Origin of the sequence: Chromobacterium sp. CV08, from assembly GCF_051129845.1 — a bacterium.
Classification (GTDB): Bacteria; Pseudomonadota; Gammaproteobacteria; order Burkholderiales; family Chromobacteriaceae; genus Chromobacterium.
The window spans coordinates 4,563,892-4,582,324 of sequence record NZ_CP150453.1 but is presented as its reverse complement, the minus strand read 5'-3'; the positions used below and the strand labels follow the sequence as shown (position 1 = coordinate 4,582,324).

Here is an 18,433-nt window from a genome sequence, read left to right as displayed (position 1 = left end):
ATGCTTGAAAAACTGCTGGCCTTTTCCCGCCACAACAAGATGGCGATGCTGGCGCTGATGGACGCGCTCTTGCTGCCGCTGGCGCTGTCGAGCGCGGTGTTCCTGCGCCTGGGCGGCTATTGGGACCCGAAGCTCAACCCGCATCTGTGGATCTTCATCGTGCCGCCCTTGTGGGCGATTCCGATCTTCATCAAGCTGGGCCTGTACCGCGCGGTGCTGAAGTATCTGGACGACAAGATCATACTCACCGTGTTTTCGGGAGTGACCCTGTCGGTGCTGGTCTTGCAGGCCGTGATACAGATGTTCCACATCTGGGCGATGCCGCGCGCCTCGGTGGTCATCTTCTGGGTGTTCGCGATGGCCTATATCGGCGGCAGCCGCTTCCTGCTGCGCGGCCTGGTGCGGCGGATAGACGCCACCGAGGCGCCGCGCGATCCGGTCATCATCTACGGCGCCGGCCAGGCCGGCGTGCAGCTGATGCTGGCCTTGCAGGCCGGCCGCGAATACCGGCCCATGGCCTTCGTCGACGACAATCCGGATCTGCATCGCCGTACCTACCGAGGCGTCGCGGTCCACGCGCCGGAAGCGCTGCCGGCCCTGGTCAAGGACACCGGGGCCAAGTGCATCCTGCTGGCGATGCCGTCGGTGGGACGAGGCCGCCAGCGCGAGATACTGGAAGCGCTGGAAAAGCTGAGGGTGCCGATCAAGCGCCTGCCCGGCATGGCCGACCTGGTGTCCGGCGAGGCGCGGGTCGAAGAGCTGAAGGAGGTCGAGATCGAAGACCTGCTGGGCCGCGATCCGGTGCCGCCCAAGGCCGAGCTGCTGGCGCGCAACATCAAGGGCAAGGTGGTGATGGTGACCGGCGCCGGCGGCTCGATAGGCTCCGAGCTGGCGCGCCAGATCGTCAAGAACCGCCCGGCGCGCATCGTGCTGTTCGAGCTGTCCGAGTTCGCGCTGTACAGCATAGACCAGGAGCTGGCGCAGCTGGCGCCGCAGATACCGCGCACGCCGCTATTGGGCTCGGTCACCGACTACGAGCGCCTGGTCCAGGCGATGCGCGCCTTCCGCGTCGAGACCGTCTACCACGCCGCCGCCTACAAGCACGTGCCTATGGTCGAGCACAATCCGGTGGCCGGCATCGTCAACAACGCCTTCGGCACCGATACGACGGCCCGCGCGGCCGAGGACTGCGGCGTCGACACCTTCGTGCTGATCTCCACCGACAAGGCGGTGCGGCCGACCAATGTGATGGGCGCGACCAAGCGGTTGGCCGAACTGACGCTGCAGACCCGCCACGCGCGCGGCAGCGGCACCCGCTTCGTCATGGTGCGCTTCGGCAACGTGCTGGGCAGCTCCGGCTCCGTCGTGCCGCTGTTCCGCCGCCAGATCAAGGCCGGCGGTCCGATCACGCTGACCCACGCCGACATCACCCGCTACTTCATGACGATACCGGAGGCGGCGCAGCTGGTGATACAGGCAGGCGCGATGGGCGACGGCGGCGACGTGTTCGTGCTGGACATGGGAGAACCGGTGCGGATCATAGACCTGGCGCGGCGCATGGTGCACCTGTCGGGGCTGGAGGTGAGGGACGACAGCCAGCCGGGCGGCGACATCGAGATCCGCATCACCGGCCTCAGGCCCGGCGAGAAGCTGTACGAGGAATTGCTGATCGGCGACACGGTGCTGCCGACCGACCACGCCCGCATCATGCGCGCGCAGGAATACCATCTGTCGGAGGACGAGATGGCTTCGCTGCTGGCGCGCCTGTCCGACGCCTGCCGGCGCCTGGACGCGCCGGCGGCGTTTGCGCTGATGCAGGAGGCGGTGCACGAGTTCCAGGCCGCCGAGGCCACCCAGGACTGGGTGACGCTGCAGGGCTGACGGTTCCCCGTCCCGGCGCTCAACGGCTGCAAGTCACCACTTGCAGCCGTTGTCTTTATCGAAGGCGTCCTTCAGCAGCATCGGCGCGGCCAGCAGGCCCAGGCCGGCGTAGGCGTGCTTGCAGTCTGCGCGCTCTGCCCGGTCGATGCCGCGCGCCAGCCTGGCTTTTTCCGGATTTTCCGGCAACGGCCTGGCGTTCGGATCTTCCGGCGCGAGCCGGCGCATCTGCTGGCGCAGGCCCTCGATCGTCAGCCGGGTTTCGCCGGCGCCGGCGCTGGCTGCCCGCTTGCCGGCGGGGAGCTGGGCGTGGGAGCCGGGGCGCGACGGCGATGCGGCGGCCTGTGCCCGTTTCGCCGCGCCGCGGACCGGCGCGGCGGAAGGCGCCGTGCGCGGCGGGATCGATGGAATCAGGCTGACGGAGATCGGCAGGGTCCTGACCGGCGGCTGGGCGCCGGATGGCGGCGAGCCGCGCATCGCGGCCGGCAATGCCAGCAGCGCCAGCAGATGCAGCAGCGCGCTGGCGGCGATGGCCAGCGCGCGGCCCTTCTGGCGGGCGGGGGGACTGAGAATGGCGGAGGCGTTCATGTCGGCATAGGAAGGGAGCCAGCGGATACCCGGAGATAGAGCGGCGCCGAGTCGGAAAGTGCCGCGCCGGTGTTAAGATCGGGCATCCCGAATCCGGACGAAGGCTATGGAAACCCGCTGGCTGGAAGACTTCCTGGTATTGGCCGACACCGGCAGCTTCACCCGCTCGGCCGAACTGCGCCACCTGACGCAGCCGGCGTTCTCGCGTCGCATACGCGCGCTGGAGAGCTGGCTGGGCGCCGACCTGATAGACCGCACCACCTATCCGACCAGGCTCACCGCCGCCGGCAAGCTGCTGCGCGAGCAGGCGGTGCCGCTGCTGGCCCAGCTGAACACCACCCGCACGATGCTGCGAGGCCTGCAGCCGCTGCCGCAGGGCACGCTGCAGTTCGCGGTGCCGCACACGCTGTCCTTCTCCTATTTCCCCAGATGGCTGACCGAGGTCGAGGCCGGCTTCGGCAAGCTGTCCTGTCGCCTCCAGGCCAGCAACGTCCATGACGCGGTGCTGGCCTTCGTCGAGGGCGGCAGCGATCTGTTGATGTGCTACCACCATCCGAAGCAGCCGGTGGACCTGAACGAGGCCCGCTATGGCGGCCTGCGGCTGGGCGCCGAGCGGCTGAGGCCGTACGCGCCGGCCGACGGCGGAGAGGCGCGTTACCTGCTGCCCGGCAGCGCCGACGCGCCGCTGCCCTTCCTCGGCTACGCCAGCAACGCCTATTTCCGGCTGATGAGCGATCTCTTGCTGGTCGGCGGGCCGGAGCCGGCCCATCTGTCGCTGCGCTACGAGACCGATATGGCCGAGGGTCTGAAGCAGATGGCGCTGGCCGGCCACGGTCTGGCCTTTCTGCCGGAGAGTTCGGTGGCGGCCGAATGCGAGGCCGGCCGTCTGGCGGCGGCCGGCGGCGACGAATGGAGCGTGGAGATGGAGGTCAGGCTGTATTGCGACCACCGCCGCGGCCGCGCGGCGCTGGAAGACCTGTGGGACTACCTGGCCGAGCGTTACCCGGAGGTCTAAGAAGTCTGCTGCGCGTCGGCGATACTGCGTTGAAAACCGCTTCAGAATGCCCATGTACCGTATGTACACTCCGCTTCTTCAGCTGTTTTCGCCTTGTCTCGCCTTAGCTCGCCAGCCTTTGGACAGGCTCTAAGGCAAGCCGCGTCGGACAAGGTTGGAGCAAGGTTATGCATTTCTTGCATGACCCCATCTCGATTCGGAATTGGCCAGGGCTGCGGGGCAGGCATACAGTGCCGAGCATTCCTGGCCGCGCATGGCGGCCGTCCTGAGGAGCTCCGCCAGATGTCCACCCGTATCGAACACGACCTGCTCGGCAACCGCGATGTGCCGGCCGATGCCTACTGGGGCGTGCACACGCTGCGCGCCATCGAAAACTTCCCTATCACCGGCCAGACCATAGCCGGCTACGGCGACCTGATCCGCGCGCTGGCCTCTATCAAGCAGGCGGCGGCGCAGGCCAACCGCGATCTCGGCATCCTGGATCCCAAGCTGGCCCAGGCCATCGTCGACGCTTGCGAGGAAATCCGCGCCGGCAAGCTGCACGAGCAGTTCGTCGTCGACGTGATCCAGGGCGGCGCGGGCACCTCGACGAATATGAACGCCAACGAGGTGATCGCCAACCGCGCGCTGGAGCTGCTGGGCCACGCCAAGGGAGAGTACCAGCACCTGCATCCGAACGAGCACGTCAACCTGTGCCAGAGCACCAACGACGTCTATCCGACCGCGCTGCGGCTGGCCGCCTTCTGGGGCGTGCTGAAGCTGGTGTCGCGGATGGAGGCGCTGCGCAAGGCCTTCGAGGACAAGGCCGAGGAATTCAAGGACGTGCTGAAGATGGGCCGCACCCAGCTGCAGGACGCGGTGCCGATGACGCTGGGTCAGGAGTTCCAGACCTACGCCGTGATGCTGGGCGAGGACGAGCAGCGCCTGAAGGAAGCCGGCGCGCTGATGCTGGAGATCAACCTCGGCGCCACCGCGATCGGCACCGGCATCACCGCCCACCCGGACTACGCCAAGCTGGTGTGCCTGCATCTGTCCGAGCTGGTGGGCAGCCAGCTGATCACCGCGCCCAACCTGATCGAGGCCACCCAGGACTGCGGCGCCTTCGTCCAGCTGTCCGGCGTGATCAAGCGCGCGGCGGTCAAACTGTCCAAGACCTGCAACGACCTGCGCCTGCTGTCGTCCGGCCCGCGCGCAGGCTTCGGCGAGATCAATCTGCCTGCGCGCCAGGCGGGCTCGTCCATCATGCCGGGCAAGGTCAACCCGGTGATCCCGGAAGTGGTCAGCCAGGTGGCGTATGAAGTCATCGGCAACGACGTCACCATCACCATGGCGGCCGAGGCCGGCCAGCTGCAGCTGAACGCCTTCGAGCCGGTGATCGCCTACAGCCTGTTCCGCAGCGCCGGCCACCTGGCCAACGCCTGCGACACGCTGACCGAGCACTGCGTCAAGGGCATCACCGCCAACCGCGAGCGGCTGCGCCTGAGCGTCGAGAGCTCGATAGGCCTGGTCACCGCGCTGAATCCGGTGATCGGCTACGAGGCCGCCACCCGCGTCGCCGCCGAGGCCCACGCCAGCGGCAGCAGCGTCGCCGAGGTGGTGCTGGCCCACGGCCTGCTGAGCCGCGAGCAACTGGACGACATCCTGCAACCCGATATGCTGACCCGGCCGCGCTGGGTGACCTTGTAAACGATTTCCCGAGTCTGACCGTCTGTGCCGGCGCCGCGTGCGCCGGTTTTTTTATCCGCGCTCACAAGCGGCTGGCGGTGGCGTCCATCAGCGGATATAACGTATTGTGCAGTGCACAAAACGAGGGCGAGATGAAGCACACGATATGGTGGTGCACGGAGTTTCCCGCCAGCAGCTGGTCCTGCCTGCTGGACGGCTGGCGTTGCCAACAACGTTTCTGGCGCTCCAGCCTGTTCTACGGCGCCCGCGTCTGCCTGGGACCGGCGCCGCTGCCGGACAAGCTGGAACGGCTGGTCCGGCGCGGCTGCGCCGACGGCATCGCGCTGTGTCATGACAGCTGTCCGGCGCGTTTCGCATGGCTGGAGCAGATCTGCCTGCACCTGCCGCAGCCGGCCGGCGGCGACGACCGATGGCGGGACTGCCTGCGACGCAGCCAGCAAGCCTTGCAACAAGGCTGGCTGCAATTGGGCCGCGAGTGGTCGCGGTTATAGCGCAAGCGATCGGCGAACCGCGTCAAGCGAGCGGCATGGCGCGCAATTTATGCCATTGTAATTAACTGATCGATGCATTAATCTGGCCGGCCACACTAGGACAGTCGGCAGATTCCAGCCACTGCGCGACGCGTCGCAATACCGGAGATGGCTGGCCAAACAAAGGAATGTCATGCGCTCGATCGTATCTGTCGCCATCCTGCTTGCCGCCGGCAGCGCGCAAGCGGACTGGACCCCCCGAGTCACTTCTGACCAATTCGCGACCACGCTCAGCTATGGCGGCGGCGCGCTCAGTTACCGTGAAGACGCCAGCAAAGGCGGGCCGGTCTGGCAGGTCGTGTCGGATCTGATGAAGGTGCCGTCCTCCCTGCAACAGGGACTGAACGGACGGGTGGCGCAGCTGGTGACGCAGAACGGCGCCACCTTCCTCGGCGGGACGATCAGCGGCAACGCGCAGGTGACGATACGACCGGACGCCAGCGGCGTCGCCTACATCAGCCTGTCCGGGCTCAATTACCAGGTGCGCAACCGGTACGCCGGCCGCAAGCTCGGGGTGATCAACTACAGTTGCACCAATACCCTGACGCTGAGCAATATCGTCCTTACCGCCCAGTATGGCACCGCCGACGGCAGCATGGCCGCGGGCAAGGCCGGCATGACGGCGACGACATCCTCTTCCACCGACTGCGATTCGAATCTGAGCTGGATGCTGCCGCTGGTCGGCGACGTGCTGATCAACAAGGCCGAAGGCAAGATAGACAGCGCGATCCAGAACGGTGTGCAGGCCAGCCTGGGCCAGGTGAAGGATGCGCTGCTGTACAAGCCGGGGCAGAACCTGCTGAGCGGCTTGAACAAGCTGGTCCCGGCCGACAAGGTGATCGCCTTGCCGGATGGCCGGACCTTCCCGGTCGGGCGCTATGTGCAGGACAACTTCCGCTATCTGCTCGGCAATAGCCAGATCACGCTGCGTCTGGGCAATTACCTGCAGGTTCAGCCGGTGAGCCAGGACCCGGGCATGTATTCCAATGCGACGAGCGAACTGCTGAATCTATCGCTGTCGTCTCCGGCCTTTTCGCTGGGGCTGAAGGTCAACGAGGAGCAGGCGCTGAGCTGGAGCTGGAACCCGCAGTGCGATCCCCGCAATCCGGATGTGATCTGTCAGGAGCCCTGAGCCGGCATTCTGCGGCCATGGGCAAGCGAGCCGTGCCGGCTGCCGTGAGGGGGCGGACAGCCGGCTGGCTGCAAATCATCGGAAGTGTCTTTCACGGAAAATGCTATTGGGATAATATGGCAATGGAATTTCGCTGCCGCGATATTCCACCTATCCCACGAAGAGGACATCAATCATGATGAGCAGGGCGATTTTTCTGGCGGGACTGCTTGCCGCCGGCAGCGCGCAAGCGGACTGGGCGCCGAAAGTGATTTCGGACCAGTATCTGGCGACGGTCGGCTATGGCGGCGGCGCGCTGAGCTATAGCGAGGACGCCAAGGCGATGGGGCCGCTGAGACAGGTGGCCGGCGAGTTGCTGAGCGTGCCCTATAACCTGCAGCAAGGCTTGAACGGACGGGTGTCGCAGCTGGTGACGCAGAACGGCGCCACCTTCCTCGGCGGGACGGTCAGCGGCAACGCGCAGGTGACGATACGCCCGGACGCCAGCGGCGTCGCCTACATCAGCCTGTCCGGCCTCGGCTACCAGGTGCGCAGCCAGTATTCCGGCCATAAATGGGGCGTGATCAGCTACAGCTGCACCAACACGCTGACGCTGAGCAATATCGTCATCACCGCCCAGTACGGCACGGCTAACGGCAATATGGCCGACGGCAAGACCGGAATGACGGCGACCACCAACTCCTCCACCGACTGCGATTCCAATCTGAGCTGGATATTGCCCGTGGTGGGCGACATGCTGATAGGCAAGGCCGAGGGCAAGATAGACGGCACCATCCAGCAGAATCTGCAGGCCGGCCTGGCCCAGGTGAAGGACGCGCTGCTGTACAAGCCCGATCAGAACATGCTCAAGGGCTTGGGCCGGCTGGTGCCGCCGGGCAAGGTGGTGACGCTGCCGGGCGGCGGCAGTTTCCCGCTGGGCCAGTATATCCAGGATAATTTCGCCTATCTGCTGGGCAACAGCCAGCTGAGCATACAGCTCGGCAGCCCGATCGCGCTGCGGGTGGTGCCGGGCACCAGCGAACCGCGTTCATCGGACTTCTCCAGCGATGTGGTGACGATTTCGCTGTCGTCCCCGGCGATGGCGTTCTCGGTCAAGCTGACCGAGCGCATAGGCGTGGACTGGCAATGGCGCTGCCCGACCGGCAATCCGGGTTGCCGTATCCCCTGAACGGCCTTTCGCTCCGCGCGGCTATCGCGCGGAGCGGCGATTGCGCCATAATCGCCTTCTTCTCACATCCGGACGCGACGATGGCGAACCAATCCCTCCTCAGCGAACAGCAACTGCAGCAGCTGGCGCCGCAAGTGCAAGGCTATCTGGCGGATCAGCTCGGGCTGGAAATCGGCAGTTTCGACGCTCGCTTCCTGCTCGATTTCGTTGCCGAGAGGATAGGGCGCGACATCTACAACAAGGCGCTGCACGATGCCCAGACCGCCTTGCAGGCGCGCATGGAAAGCCTGCAGGCCGCGATCTGGGAACTGGAACAGTAGCGACGCGCGACATCCGGGCGAAGGCGGGCTGCCTACGCCGGCGATTGCGGTTACAATCGATCTTCCCTAGTCCATGATGCCGCTGTGCCGATGCTCTATTTGCGATTGATGATGAAAGGCTTCCTGCTGGCCGTGCTGATGGTGGTGCTCGGCTTCGCCTATGTGGCCTGGACCATCGTCGACTACGGCGGCGGCGACGCCGATTCGGGCGCCGACGCCGCGCTGGTGCTGGGGGCGGCGGCCTGGGGCAGCAAGCCCTCGCCGGTGTTCCGCGAGCGCATCAACCACGCGGTCAAGCTGTACCAGAGCGGCAAGGTGCGCTGGATCGTGTTCACCGGCGGCACGCCGGAGCCGGGTTATCCGGCCGAGGCCGACGTCGGCCGCGAGTTCGCCGCCCGGCAGGGCGTGCCGATGACGGCGATGCTGGTGGAGAACCAGTCGCGCACCACCTGGCAGAACCTGTCCAACGCCCGGGATCTGGGCGGACCGTTCGGCATCCGTTCCTACCTGCTGGTCAGCGATCCGCTGCACATGCGCCGCGCGGTGCTGATGGCCAACGATCTGGGCCTGCGCGCCTATCCGGCGCCGACGCAGTCCAGCCGCTTCCGGACGCTGTCCAGCTGGTCGCGCTTCCTCGCCCGCGAGACCTGGCTCTACGTCGGCTACCGCGTATTCCGCCAGTTGTCCTGACGCATGTGGATAAAATTCCGTTCGGCGGTTTGCTGTGGATAAGTCGAATGGGCAAGAAAAAAGCCGGCAAGCGCCGGCTTTTTCGCATCCAGGGACAGGCCTCAGGCGGCGTGCCACAGATCGATCAGTTCGCTGGCCTCCAGCGACTGCACTTCTTCGCGGGCCTGCAGCCAGGCGACCAGCTCGCCGCGCAGCGCTTCGGTGATCTGGTTGCCGCTGACCGGGAAGGCCACGCCTTCCAGCCGGTTCTTGCCGTCGAAATGGCCGCCGAAACTGATGCCGGCTTCGTCGAAGCGGGTCAGCCAGCCGTCCAGCAGCGCGTCGGCGTCGGCGCCGTCACGCAGCTCGGCCACCAGATGAAAGCCCAGCTCGCGGAATTCGCCTACGCGCATTTTCTTGCGCTGGCGGGCATTCAGCCGCTTCAGGCGTTGGGCGGAGTTGGGGTTGCGGAGAAAAGCCATGATAGATCCTTGTTACTGAACAGACGGATGATAGCAGGGGCCGGGGCGGGTGTCTGGAAAACGGGCGGGACGGCAAACGGCAGGTAAATTGACGAGACCGTGTGGCGGTCTCTATCCTTGTCGATATCAATTATTTATTTACAAGTTTGCCGTTGAATTTACAGTTGAGTAATAAAATGTTGAGCAAAAAGCAAAATATCATCGCGCTGTCCGTGATGGCCGCGCTGTTGTCCGCCTGCGGCGGCGGCGGCGGCTCCTCTTCCAGCCCCTCCGGCAACCAGACGGTCCAAGTGGATCCGCCGAGCGCGCCGTCGAAACCGGCCATCACCGGTGATCTGAGCTGCCAGTCCGGCGTCTGCGCGCTGCCGGCCAGCGCTGTTTCCGACGCGGTCGGCAAGGTATACCAGTTGCAGAACAATACCAGCCAGGACATGCAACTGACCGTCAACGGCCCGCTGACCGCCAGCTGGAACGCGGTGGTGACCCAGGTCGACAGCGACATTCTGGGCTATGGCCGCGTAGGCGGCGGCGCGCGCGGCACCGACGCCGCGGCCGAGGCGGCGCTGGAACAGAAGATGCAGCAGTTTTACGACCACGCCGCCGCCTACGGCCAGATCGCCGGCCGGGCGCAGGCGCGGATGCGCGTCGAAAAACGGGCCGCCGCGGCTGCGCGCTACTATGCGGTCAACGACAGCCGCCAATGGTACGACAGCATAGGCAATCGCACCTTGAGTACCACGATGAAGGCCAGCTACGCGCTGCCCAGCGGCGGCACCGTCTATGTCTGGGCGCAAAACGACGCGGCCGCGGTGACGGCCCAACAGGCGGCCTTCCTGGCCGAGCGCTTCGCCAACAGCGTGTACCCGATCGAGGCCGCGGTGATCAGCGAGCCCTGGGGGCCGGTCCATCCGTCTTGGCAGGGCGTCACGCTGGATGCCGGCACCAAGGACGTGCACCTGGTGCTGGCGCAGCTGAACCAGCCGGCCAGCGCCTTCAAGGGCCTGCTGGGCTATGTCTATCCGCCCAACGCCCTGCTGAAGTCCGGGGCGTCCGATCCATCCTGCAGCAAGACCGATTGCAGCGTGTTCACCAACAGCAACGAGGCGCTGGTGACCTTCCTCAACGTCGACACGCTGGTGGCGGCCGACGACGGGGTGAACTGGAGCCAGAACGGCAAGGGGCCGGCGTTGGCGCTGTCGACGCTGGGCCATGAGTACCAGCACCTGCTGTACGGCTACAACAAGGTGTTCCGCCGCATCGCGGGGGCGACGAAAACGACCACCTGGGAAAACGAGCTGGCGGCGCAGACCATGGGTTATCTGGTGGCGGCCGACACTTACCAGGGCGGCCGCGGCGATAACGCGAATTCGCATCCGGACCTGCGTGTCGGCGGCGACTTCAGCCAGTTCCTGGCCCAGCCGGCCTGCAATCTGAAGCGCTGGTCGGCGATGAGCGGCGACAGTGTCGGCACCACCTGCTATCCGAAGGCGCTGGCGACCGGCATGCTGATGCTGCACCAGTTCGGCGCAGGCGTGATGAAGCCGTGGGTGACCGGCTCGAACGTCGGCGAGCGGGCCCTGGACGACGGCTTGGCCGCAGTCGGCGGCGGCGACTACGGCAGCCTGATGCAGCAGCTGTATACCAGCCTGGCGCTGGCGGACTTCGCTTCGTGGCCGACCGGCTACGGTTTCCCGGCCAAGCAGCTGAGCTTGCCGGCCAGCCGTTACTTCCCGGGCGGCAAGACCATTGCCCTGCCGCAGGTCCAGATCAGCCCGGGCGAGGTCCAGCTGTCGTCCGATCCGGCGCAGGAAGCCTACCGCCTGAGCCTGGCGCCGATCGGCGGCCAGGTGACGATCACCGTGCCGGCCAATTCGCGGCTGAGCCTGGTGAAGCGATGAGGCGGCCGCTGGCGGGCGGCCTCGCCGTCCTGGGGCTGCTGGCGTCGCTGGGCATGGCCAGCGTGCCGTGGGAACACGGCCGGTTGGTCAGCGTAGGCAATGTGCCGTTCAACCGGCTGGCGATACAGCGCAGCGACGGCGCGTTGCTGACGATAGCGTCCGGCAACGAGGCCGGCGCGCTCGATCAGCGTCAATTGGACAAGTTCGCGGCCAGAGCCGGCGACAAAGTGCGTTTTCGCGCCTTGCGCATCGTGGAGAGCCGCTTGGACGGTCCCTCGGTGGTGCTGAGCCAGATGGAGCTGGAACGGTAATCGGCGCTTGTTTCCGCGCCAGGCCCGGCGTCTTCGGACGCCGGGCTTTTTTTATCGCGAACGGCGGGAAGACCCTTGCCCGGAAGGCTGGCCGATGCAGATAAGGGAAGTTTTCCGCCGCCTGGGCGACGGTATCCGGCTGACTTTTAATTGTAATAAATTGACATTGTACTCACTTATGTCGTGTGGCTAATATCAAGATTCTGCTTATAAATTAACCAAAAAAAGACGACAAAGTGATGAAAGAGATCAACAAGACAGTTCTGGCTTCCGTGATCATGAGCGCGCTGCTGACCGCATGCGGCGGCGGCGGAAGCGGCTCGTCCGCCGATGGCGGATCGGGCAATGCATCGGCGAAAGCATCGGCGCAACGCGGCGCCGGCGGCGCCGAAGTCGGCTCGCTCGATTGCGCCGGCGTCAGCTGCAAGCTGCCGGCCAGCGCCGGCGGCGCGGCATCGGGGTCCATCTACCGCTACAGCAATACCAGCGGCCGCGATCAGACCCTGCAGCTGACCGGGCCGGTGACGTCGGCCTGGCAGGCCGAGTTCGTCCGCGTCAGCGGCGGCGACACCTCCACCCAGTTCCGCCTGTCCGGCAACGGCCTGCGCGGCGCCGACCGCGCAGTGGCGGACCGCCTGGAAGCCGAAAGCCAGGCGGTGCTCAACGCGGTGGCGAAGAACAACGGCAACGGCGCGCTGCAGCGCCTGCAACTGCAGCATTCGGCCAGACTGAGCGGCGCGCAGGCGGCGCTGCAGCAGCAGGTCTACGCGCTGGGCGACGCGCGCACCTGGCACGATATGGACGGCGACAGCCCCACGACCTTGAAGGCGGTGCGCGATCTGCCCAACGGAGGCGGCAAGGTCTATGTCTGGGGCCAGAGCGGCCTGGATGTGAGCGTCGACAACGCCCAGGCCGACGCCTTGGCCGAGCGTTTCGCGAACAGCGTCTATCCGCTGGAGGCCAGCGTGGTCAGCGAGCCCTGGGGCAATGACATCCACCCGAGCTGGCGCAGCCTGGCCCTGCCCGGCGACACCAAGGACGTGCACCTGGTGCTGAGCCGGCTCAACGATCCGGCCAGCACCAGCGGCAGCCGGCTGCTCGGCTACGTGCGCTGGACCAATGCGCTGCTGGCCTCGGCGGCGGCGACGATGTGCCAGGGCGATGCCGACTGCGCCGACGTGATCGGCAAGAGCAACCAGGCGCTGGTGACCTTCGTCGACCTGGACACCTTCGCCAAGGCAGACAGCCCGGGCAACTGGTCGATGAAGGACAACGGCCCCAGCCTGGCGCTGTCGACGATGGCGCACGAATACCTGCATGTGCTGTACGCTTACAACAAGATCCTGCGCCAGAAGCCGGGTTCGGCGCCGACCACGGTGTGGGAGAACGAGCTGGCGGCGCAGACCATGGGCTATCTGGTATCGGCCGACACCTATACCGGCGGCCGCGGCCGCGACGCCAACTCGCATCCTGACCTGCGTCCGCGCGGCGACTTCGAGCAGTTCCTGGCCAAGCCGGCGTGCAATCTGAAGGGCTGGAGCGTCGCCGCCGACGACTACACCTGCTACCCGAAGGCGCTGGCGCTGGGCATGCAGATGCTGCACCAGTTCGGTCCCGCCGTGATGAAGCCGTGGGTGACCGGACCGAGCAAGGGGGAGAAGGCCCTGAACGATGGGCTGCGCGCGGTCGGCGGCGGCGATTACAGCGGCCTGCTGCAACGGCTGACCACCACGCTGGCGCTGGGCGCCTACAGCCAGGACGTCGCGGGCTTCGGCTTCCCGGCCAAGACCGTCACGCTGCCGGCCAACCAGTACTTCCCGGCCGGCAAGACGCTGCAGCTGCCGGCGGTGCGCTTCCAGGCGTCCGAGGTGGGCTGGCGCGGCGACAGCAGCCAGGAAACCTGGCGCCAGGCCTTGTCCGTGTCGCGCGGCGCGGCCCGGATCACCGTGCCGGCCAACAGCCATCTGCTGCTGGTGAAGCCGTGATCCGGCGCGCGTCGTGGCTGCTGGTCCTGCTGCCCTCGCTGCTGGCGATGGCGGCGCCGCCCTGGGAAAAGGGCGTGCTGGTGGAGGTCGGCGCCTATCCGCTGGTCAAGCTGGGGATAGAGCGCGGCGACGGCGCGGTGTTGGCGATACGCCCGGCCGAGGCGGGCAAGGGCCTGGACCAGGCGGCGCTGAAGCGGCTGCGCCGCCAACTGGGCCATGAAATCCGCTACCGGGCGGCCGGCTATGCCGACAGTCCGGTCTACGGCAGGGAAGTGATATTGCAACAGGCCGAAGCCGAGCGCTGAGCGCGGCTGTTCAGCGGAACGCCCATCCGGCATCATGCCGGATGGGCGTTTTTTTGGAGGCGGCATGCGGGTAGTGGATAGGCGAAGTTTCATCGACATGCCGTGGGCCAACGGCGGCGGCCGCACCCTGGAGCTGTTCCGCTTGCCCCATCCGGAGAGGAGCGGCGCGTTCGCGCTCAGGATGTCCGTCGCCACGGTGGCCGAAGGCGGGCCGTTTTCCCGTTTCGCCGGCGTCGATCGGCTGCTGGGCCTGCTGGAGGGCGAGGGCATGGCGCTGAGCCTGGCCGACGGTCGCCGGCTGATGCTGGACGCGCCGGGCCGGGTGGCGGCCTTCCCCGGCGAGATCGACGTCCGGTGCCGCCTGCTGGGCGGCGCGCTGCGCGACTGCAACCTGATGCTGGCGCGGGACTGGGGGCGCGGCGAGCTGGAGCGATTGACGCCGGCCGATGGGGAGACCGTGAGGCTGGAAGCCGGCGACCTGGTCCTGCTGTATCTGCAGCGGGGGGAATGGGCGCGCGGCGATGAAGCGTTGCCGCCGGGCGGCCTGCTGCTGCTGGAGAGCGAGAGCGTCGCGCTGCGGGCGGACGGGGAGGCGGTGGCCTGGCTGGCGCGGGTCACGCGCTTCGATCGGGCTGACGGACGGATGTAAAAAAGCCAGGCGTCCGCCTGGCTTTTGTCTGGACGGCGCGGTTTACAGCCCGAGTTCGCTCCACAGCGAGTCGACGCGTTGTTTGACCGCGTCGTCCATCACGATGGGCGTGCCCCATTCGCGGTTGGTCTCGCCGGGCATCTTGTTGGTGGCGTCCAGGCCCATCTTGCCGCCGAGGCCGGAGATCGGGCTGGCGAAGTCCAGGTAGTCGATCGGCGTGTGGTCGATCAGCGTGGTGTCGCGCACCGGGTCCATCCGGGTGGTGATCGCCCAGATCACTTCCTTCCAGTCGCGGGTGTTCACGTCGTCGTCCACCACCACGATGAACTTGGTGTACATGAACTGGCGCAGAAAGCTCCAGCAGCCCATCATCACCCGTTTGGCGTGGCCGGGATACTGCTTCTTGATGCTGACGATGGCCATCCGGTAGCTGCAGCCTTCCGGCGGCAGGTAGAAGTCGACGATTTCCGGGAACTGCTTCTGCAGTATCGGCACGAAGACCTCGTTCAGCGCCACGCCCAGTATCGCCGGCTCATCCGGCGGCTTGCCGGTGTAGGTGCTGTGGTAGATCGGATTCTCGCGCATCGTGATCCGGTCTATCGTCAGCACCGGGAAGCTGTCCTGCTCGTTGTAGTAGCCGGTGTGGTCGCCGTACGGGCCTTCCATCGCCATGTCGTCCGGATGGATATGTCCCTCCAGCACGATCTCGGCGCGGGCCGGCACTTGCAGGTCCGAGCCCAGGCACTTGACCAGCTCGGTGCGGGAGCCGCGCAACAGGCCGGCGAACTGGTATTCGGACAGCGTGTCGGGCACCGGGGTCACCGCGCCCAGTATCGTCGCCGGGTCGCAGCCCAGCACCACCGCCACCGGATAGGGCGCGTCGGGGTTACGCTGGCGGAATTCGCGGTAATCGAGCGCGCCGCCTCGGTGGGCCAGCCAGCGCATGATCACGCGGTTTTTCCCTATGACCTGCTGGCGGTAGATGCCCAGGTTCTGCCGCTTCTTGTTCGGGCCGCGGGTGACGGTCAGGCCCCAGGTGATCAGCGGGGCGGCGTCGCCGGGCCAGCAATGCTGGATAGGCAGCTTGCCGAGGTCCACCGCCTCGCCTTCCCAGACGATGTCCTGGCATGGCGCTTTTTTCACCTCCTTGGGCGCCATGGCCAGCACCTGCTTCAACAGCGGCAGCTTGTCCCAGGCGTCCTTCAGGCCCCTCGGCGGCTCCGGCTCCTTCAGATAGGCGAGGGTCTTGCCTATCTCCCTGAGCTGCATCACGTCTTCGGCGCCCATGCCCATCGCCACGCGCTCCGGCGTGCCGAACAGATTGGCCAGCACCGGAAAGTCGTAGCGGCGGCCGTCGTGGACCGGCTGTTCGAACAGCAGCGCAGGGCCGCCGGCCTTCAGCACGCGGTCGCCGATTTCGGTCATCTCCAGATGCGGCGATACCGGCGTCTTGATGCGCTTCAGCAGCTGTTTTTGTTCAAGTTGGGCGATGAATTCCCGTAGATCGGCATATTTCATGACTGTTTCATGATCTGACGCAAAGTGTGAGAGGTAGGGCTTGGATAATCTGCCTGCGGACGTCGCACGCTACTGCCGGCGTGCCTGGCTGTCAACGCCGGCATGGTTTATGGCGGCATTACCTACCCATTGGAGAACAGAAATGAAGAAGCTCGCACTCGCCGCCATGATCGGCATGCTGTCCGCCGGCGCGTTCGCCGCCCAAGGCGACATTCTGGCACGTTTCCGCGTGATCAACGTCGCTCCGTCGGCCAGCTGGAGCAATTCCGGCCTGGTGCCGGGGCTGGATGTCGACGCCAAGAGCGCGACGGTGCCGGAAATCGACTTCACCTACATGATCACCAACAATATCGGCGCCGAACTGATCCTGGGCACGTCCCGCCACAAGATCACCGCCAACGGCGCCGACATCGGCAAAGCGTCCGTGGTGCCGCCGACACTGACCGTGCAATACCACTTCGCGCCGGAAGCGACTTTCCGTCCGTACGTCGGCGCCGGCATCAACTACACCCGCTTCTACAGCACGGGCCTGAGCGCGCTGGGCACGCCGTTGAGCGTGAAGAGCAACAGCTTCGGCCCGGCATTGCAGATCGGCGCCGACTACGCGATCAACAAGAACTGGTTCTTCAACGTGGACGTGAAGAAGCTGTGGATCCAGACCGACGTCAGCGCCGACAAGCTGGGCGGCGCGAAGCTGGGCACGCTGCATATCGATCCGTGGGTCTTCGGCATCGGTGTCGGCACCAAGTTCTGATCCGGCCCCGCCATCGGCCATGCGAGGACGCCTACGGGCGTCCTTTTGCATTGTGGCGGAATGTAAACGATTGATGATGTTGACATTGCGGGGGAAGTCGCCAATGCTGGCCGGTGTCCGGGGCCGGGCATGGGCAAGGCCGCTGCCGTAGATACGGCGCATTTGTCGCGTCGGCGACATGAAAAGAGGCGCTTGGCGACATCGATCGTCCCTTTTCAGACAAGTCTGTTGTCAAAATGCATCATTTCCATGCGAACCATTCGAAGTTTTCCGCGTCCGTAAAAAGATGGGGGGCGCGGGTTTTTTTCAGTGAAAAGAGCAACTTATCCTGCCGGCCTGACTTGTGGGCGGAGCTGACCGGAAAAGTGTGCTGAGGTCTTGAATTTACAAGGGATTTCCGCGGCCCCGAAAGTTGTTTTTTTGTTAAAATGGCGCCCTTTTTCGTGGCGGGGAAGATCCATGGCTCTCCTGGAAATCAAAAACGTGGTCAAACGCTTCGGCGACTACACGGCTGTCAACGACGTCAGCCTGTCGGTCGAGGCGGGCGAGTTCTTCACCCTGCTGGGACCGTCGGGCTGCGGCAAGACCACCTTGCTGCGCATGCTGGCCGGTTTCGAACAGCCGGACGCCGGCCAGATCCTGCTCGACGGCCAGGACATGTCGCAGGTGGCGCCGGAGAAGCGTCCGGTGCATACCGTGTTCCAGAGCTACGCGCTGTTCCCCCACATGACGGTGCGCGAGAACATCGCCTTCCCGCTGAAAATGGCCAAGTGGGACAAGCGCAAGATCGCCGCCCAGGTGGACGAGCTGCTGGAGGACGTGCGCCTGACCCAGTTCGGCGACCGCTATCCTCACGAGATGTCCGGCGGCCAACGCCAACGCGTGGCCATCGCCCGCGCGCTGGTGGACCGTCCGCGCCTGCTGCTGCTGGATGAGCCGCTGTCCGCGCTCGACGCCAAGCTGCGCGAGGAAATGCAGATCGAGCTGATCAATCTGCAGAAGGAAGTGGGCATCACCTTCGTCTACGTCACCCACGACCAGGGCGAGGCGCTGGCGCTGTCGCACCGCATCGCGGTGATGAGCCACGGCAAGGTGGAGCAGCTGGACGCGCCGGAGAAGCTGTACAGCTATCCGAAGAACCGCTTCGTCGCCGACTTCCTCGGCCAGTGCAATGTGCTGGAAGGCACGGTCAAGGCGCTGCACGGCGACACCATGACCGTGGCGTTGAAAGGCTGCGGCGACGTCAAGTGCCAGGCGGTGCCGGGAGCCAAGGAAGGCCAGCAGGGCTGGCTGGCGCTGCGGCCGGAGAAGGTGAAACTGGACAAGGAATTGCCTGATCTGCCGGACGAGGCCTATTTCAAGGGCCGCGTCCACGACTGCCTGTACCTCGGCGACGTCACCCTCTACGTGGTGGAGGTGGCCGACGGCGTGCTGGTGGAGGCGATGCAGCCCAACAACATTCCCGGCGTGGCCAAGTTCTTCGACGACGGCGACGTGGTCGAGATCGCCTGGCGTTTCGACGCCGGCAGCTTCCTGACGGAGTAA

18 protein-coding genes are annotated in these 18,433 nt (G+C 65.8%); 15 read left to right on the top strand and 3 right to left on the bottom strand.

Going from position 1 to position 18,433, the window contains the following annotated elements:
• A complete protein-coding gene (locus WNM05_RS20840) occupies positions 1-1,881 on the top strand; it encodes a polysaccharide biosynthesis protein (protein WP_434635177.1) in 1,881 nt (626 codons plus the stop codon).
• Positions 1,882-1,914: 33 nt separating this feature from the next.
• Here the strand turns inward: WNM05_RS20840 and WNM05_RS20835 are convergent, their stop codons facing one another.
• A complete protein-coding gene (locus WNM05_RS20835; RefSeq protein ID WP_434630577.1) occupies positions 1,915-2,466 on the bottom strand; it encodes a hypothetical protein in 552 nt (183 codons plus the stop codon).
• 106 nt (positions 2,467-2,572) lie between these two features.
• On the opposite strand from WNM05_RS20835, the gene WNM05_RS20830 reads away from it, so the two are divergent.
• The 7 genes from WNM05_RS20830 to WNM05_RS20800 all read left to right on the top strand — a co-directional run bounded on the left by WNM05_RS20830 (position 2,573) and on the right by WNM05_RS20800 (position 9,007).
• Positions 2,573-3,481 carry a LysR substrate-binding domain-containing protein gene (locus WNM05_RS20830; protein WP_434630575.1) on the top strand — a complete coding sequence of 303 codons (909 nt, stop codon included), beginning with the start codon at positions 2,573-2,575 and terminating at the stop codon, positions 3,479-3,481.
• 282 nt (positions 3,482-3,763) lie between these two features.
• Positions 3,764-5,167, top strand: a complete 1,404-nt coding sequence (gene aspA, locus WNM05_RS20825) for an aspartate ammonia-lyase (protein ID WP_434630573.1) — start codon at positions 3,764-3,766, stop codon at positions 5,165-5,167.
• Positions 5,168-5,298: 131 nt separating this feature from the next.
• Positions 5,299-5,658 carry a hypothetical protein gene (locus WNM05_RS20820; RefSeq protein WP_434630570.1) on the top strand — a complete coding sequence of 120 codons (360 nt, stop codon included), beginning with the start codon at positions 5,299-5,301 and terminating at the stop codon, positions 5,656-5,658.
• A gap of 172 nt (positions 5,659-5,830) precedes the next feature.
• Positions 5,831-6,829 carry a hypothetical protein gene (locus WNM05_RS20815; RefSeq protein ID WP_434630567.1) on the top strand — a complete coding sequence of 333 codons (999 nt, stop codon included), beginning with the start codon at positions 5,831-5,833 and terminating at the stop codon, positions 6,827-6,829.
• A 175-nt stretch (positions 6,830-7,004) separates the two neighbouring features.
• On the top strand, positions 7,005-7,997 hold the full coding sequence (locus tag WNM05_RS20810) for a hypothetical protein (RefSeq protein ID WP_434630564.1): 993 nt from the start codon (positions 7,005-7,007) through the stop codon (positions 7,995-7,997).
• Between the two features lie 80 nt (positions 7,998-8,077).
• Positions 8,078-8,317, top strand: a complete 240-nt coding sequence (locus WNM05_RS20805; RefSeq protein ID WP_434630563.1) for a DUF2164 domain-containing protein — start codon at positions 8,078-8,080, stop codon at positions 8,315-8,317.
• A gap of 111 nt (positions 8,318-8,428) precedes the next feature.
• Entirely contained in the window at positions 8,429-9,007 is a 579-nt protein-coding gene (locus WNM05_RS20800) for a YdcF family protein (protein ID WP_434630560.1), read from the top strand.
• Positions 9,008-9,108: 101 nt separating this feature from the next.
• On the opposite strand, the gene WNM05_RS20795 is transcribed toward WNM05_RS20800, so the two are convergent.
• Positions 9,109-9,468, bottom strand: coding sequence for a 50S ribosome-binding protein YggL (locus WNM05_RS20795; RefSeq protein ID WP_434630557.1), 360 nt, complete (start codon positions 9,466-9,468; stop codon positions 9,109-9,111).
• Between the two features lie 176 nt (positions 9,469-9,644).
• On the opposite strand from WNM05_RS20795, the gene WNM05_RS20790 reads away from it, so the two are divergent.
• The 5 genes from WNM05_RS20790 (at position 9,645) to WNM05_RS20770 (ending at position 14,616) form a co-directional block, all read left to right on the top strand.
• Positions 9,645-11,366 carry a hypothetical protein gene (locus tag WNM05_RS20790; RefSeq protein ID WP_434630554.1) on the top strand — a complete coding sequence of 574 codons (1,722 nt, stop codon included), beginning with the start codon at positions 9,645-9,647 and terminating at the stop codon, positions 11,364-11,366.
• Positions 11,363-11,677: a hypothetical protein gene (locus WNM05_RS20785; RefSeq protein WP_434630551.1), complete on the top strand. Its 315-nt coding sequence runs from the start codon at positions 11,363-11,365 to the stop codon at positions 11,675-11,677. The genes WNM05_RS20790 and WNM05_RS20785 overlap by 4 nt, the downstream gene beginning before the upstream one ends.
• Before the next feature lie 239 nt (positions 11,678-11,916).
• Positions 11,917-13,662: a M30 family zinc metallopeptidase gene (locus tag WNM05_RS20780; protein ID WP_434630548.1), complete on the top strand. Its 1,746-nt coding sequence runs from the start codon at positions 11,917-11,919 to the stop codon at positions 13,660-13,662.
• Positions 13,659-13,967 carry a hypothetical protein gene (locus WNM05_RS20775; RefSeq protein WP_434630545.1) on the top strand — a complete coding sequence of 103 codons (309 nt, stop codon included), beginning with the start codon at positions 13,659-13,661 and terminating at the stop codon, positions 13,965-13,967. The genes WNM05_RS20780 and WNM05_RS20775 overlap by 4 nt, the downstream gene beginning before the upstream one ends.
• Before the next feature lie 64 nt (positions 13,968-14,031).
• Positions 14,032-14,616, top strand: a complete 585-nt coding sequence (locus WNM05_RS20770; RefSeq protein ID WP_434630542.1) for a HutD/Ves family protein — start codon at positions 14,032-14,034, stop codon at positions 14,614-14,616.
• Between the two features lie 42 nt (positions 14,617-14,658).
• On the opposite strand, the gene ubiD is transcribed toward WNM05_RS20770, so the two are convergent.
• A complete protein-coding gene (ubiD, locus tag WNM05_RS20765) occupies positions 14,659-16,134 on the bottom strand; it encodes a 4-hydroxy-3-polyprenylbenzoate decarboxylase (protein WP_434630539.1) in 1,476 nt (491 codons plus the stop codon).
• Between the two features lie 142 nt (positions 16,135-16,276).
• Here ubiD and WNM05_RS20760 point away from each other — a divergent pair, with 142 nt between their 5' ends.
• Positions 16,277-16,888 (top strand): OmpW/AlkL family protein, encoded by a 612-nt coding sequence (locus WNM05_RS20760; protein ID WP_434630536.1) that lies wholly within the window; start codon positions 16,277-16,279, stop codon positions 16,886-16,888.
• Between the two features lie 459 nt (positions 16,889-17,347).
• On the top strand, positions 17,348-18,433 hold the full coding sequence (locus WNM05_RS20755; RefSeq protein ID WP_434630533.1) for an ABC transporter ATP-binding protein: 1,086 nt from the start codon (positions 17,348-17,350) through the stop codon (positions 18,431-18,433).

Excerpts from the sequence above, each read along its gene's own strand:
- WNM05_RS20840 (WP_434635177.1), top strand. The coding sequence starts at position 1 with ATGCTTGAAAAACTGCTGGCCTTTTCCCGCCACAACAAGATGGCGATG.
- WNM05_RS20835 (WP_434630577.1), bottom strand. The coding sequence starts at position 2,466 with ATGAACGCCTCCGCCATTCTCAGTCCCCCCGCCCGCCAGAAGGGCCGC.
- WNM05_RS20830 (WP_434630575.1), top strand. The coding sequence starts at position 2,573 with ATGGAAACCCGCTGGCTGGAAGACTTCCTGGTATTGGCCGACACCGGC.
- aspA (WP_434630573.1), top strand. The coding sequence starts at position 3,764 with ATGTCCACCCGTATCGAACACGACCTGCTCGGCAACCGCGATGTGCCG.
- WNM05_RS20820 (WP_434630570.1), top strand. The coding sequence starts at position 5,299 with ATGAAGCACACGATATGGTGGTGCACGGAGTTTCCCGCCAGCAGCTGG.
- WNM05_RS20815 (WP_434630567.1), top strand. The coding sequence starts at position 5,831 with ATGCGCTCGATCGTATCTGTCGCCATCCTGCTTGCCGCCGGCAGCGCG.
- WNM05_RS20810 (WP_434630564.1), top strand. The coding sequence starts at position 7,005 with ATGATGAGCAGGGCGATTTTTCTGGCGGGACTGCTTGCCGCCGGCAGC.
- WNM05_RS20805 (WP_434630563.1), top strand. The coding sequence starts at position 8,078 with ATGGCGAACCAATCCCTCCTCAGCGAACAGCAACTGCAGCAGCTGGCG.
- WNM05_RS20800 (WP_434630560.1), top strand. The coding sequence starts at position 8,429 with ATGAAAGGCTTCCTGCTGGCCGTGCTGATGGTGGTGCTCGGCTTCGCC.
- WNM05_RS20795 (WP_434630557.1), bottom strand. The coding sequence starts at position 9,468 with ATGGCTTTTCTCCGCAACCCCAACTCCGCCCAACGCCTGAAGCGGCTG.
- WNM05_RS20790 (WP_434630554.1), top strand. The coding sequence starts at position 9,645 with ATGTTGAGCAAAAAGCAAAATATCATCGCGCTGTCCGTGATGGCCGCG.
- WNM05_RS20785 (WP_434630551.1), top strand. The coding sequence starts at position 11,363 with ATGAGGCGGCCGCTGGCGGGCGGCCTCGCCGTCCTGGGGCTGCTGGCG.
- WNM05_RS20780 (WP_434630548.1), top strand. The coding sequence starts at position 11,917 with ATGAAAGAGATCAACAAGACAGTTCTGGCTTCCGTGATCATGAGCGCG.
- WNM05_RS20770 (WP_434630542.1), top strand. The coding sequence starts at position 14,032 with ATGCGGGTAGTGGATAGGCGAAGTTTCATCGACATGCCGTGGGCCAAC.
- ubiD (WP_434630539.1), bottom strand. The coding sequence starts at position 16,134 with ATGAAATATGCCGATCTACGGGAATTCATCGCCCAACTTGAACAAAAA.
- WNM05_RS20760 (WP_434630536.1), top strand. The coding sequence starts at position 16,277 with ATGAAGAAGCTCGCACTCGCCGCCATGATCGGCATGCTGTCCGCCGGC.
- WNM05_RS20755 (WP_434630533.1), top strand. The coding sequence starts at position 17,348 with ATGGCTCTCCTGGAAATCAAAAACGTGGTCAAACGCTTCGGCGACTAC.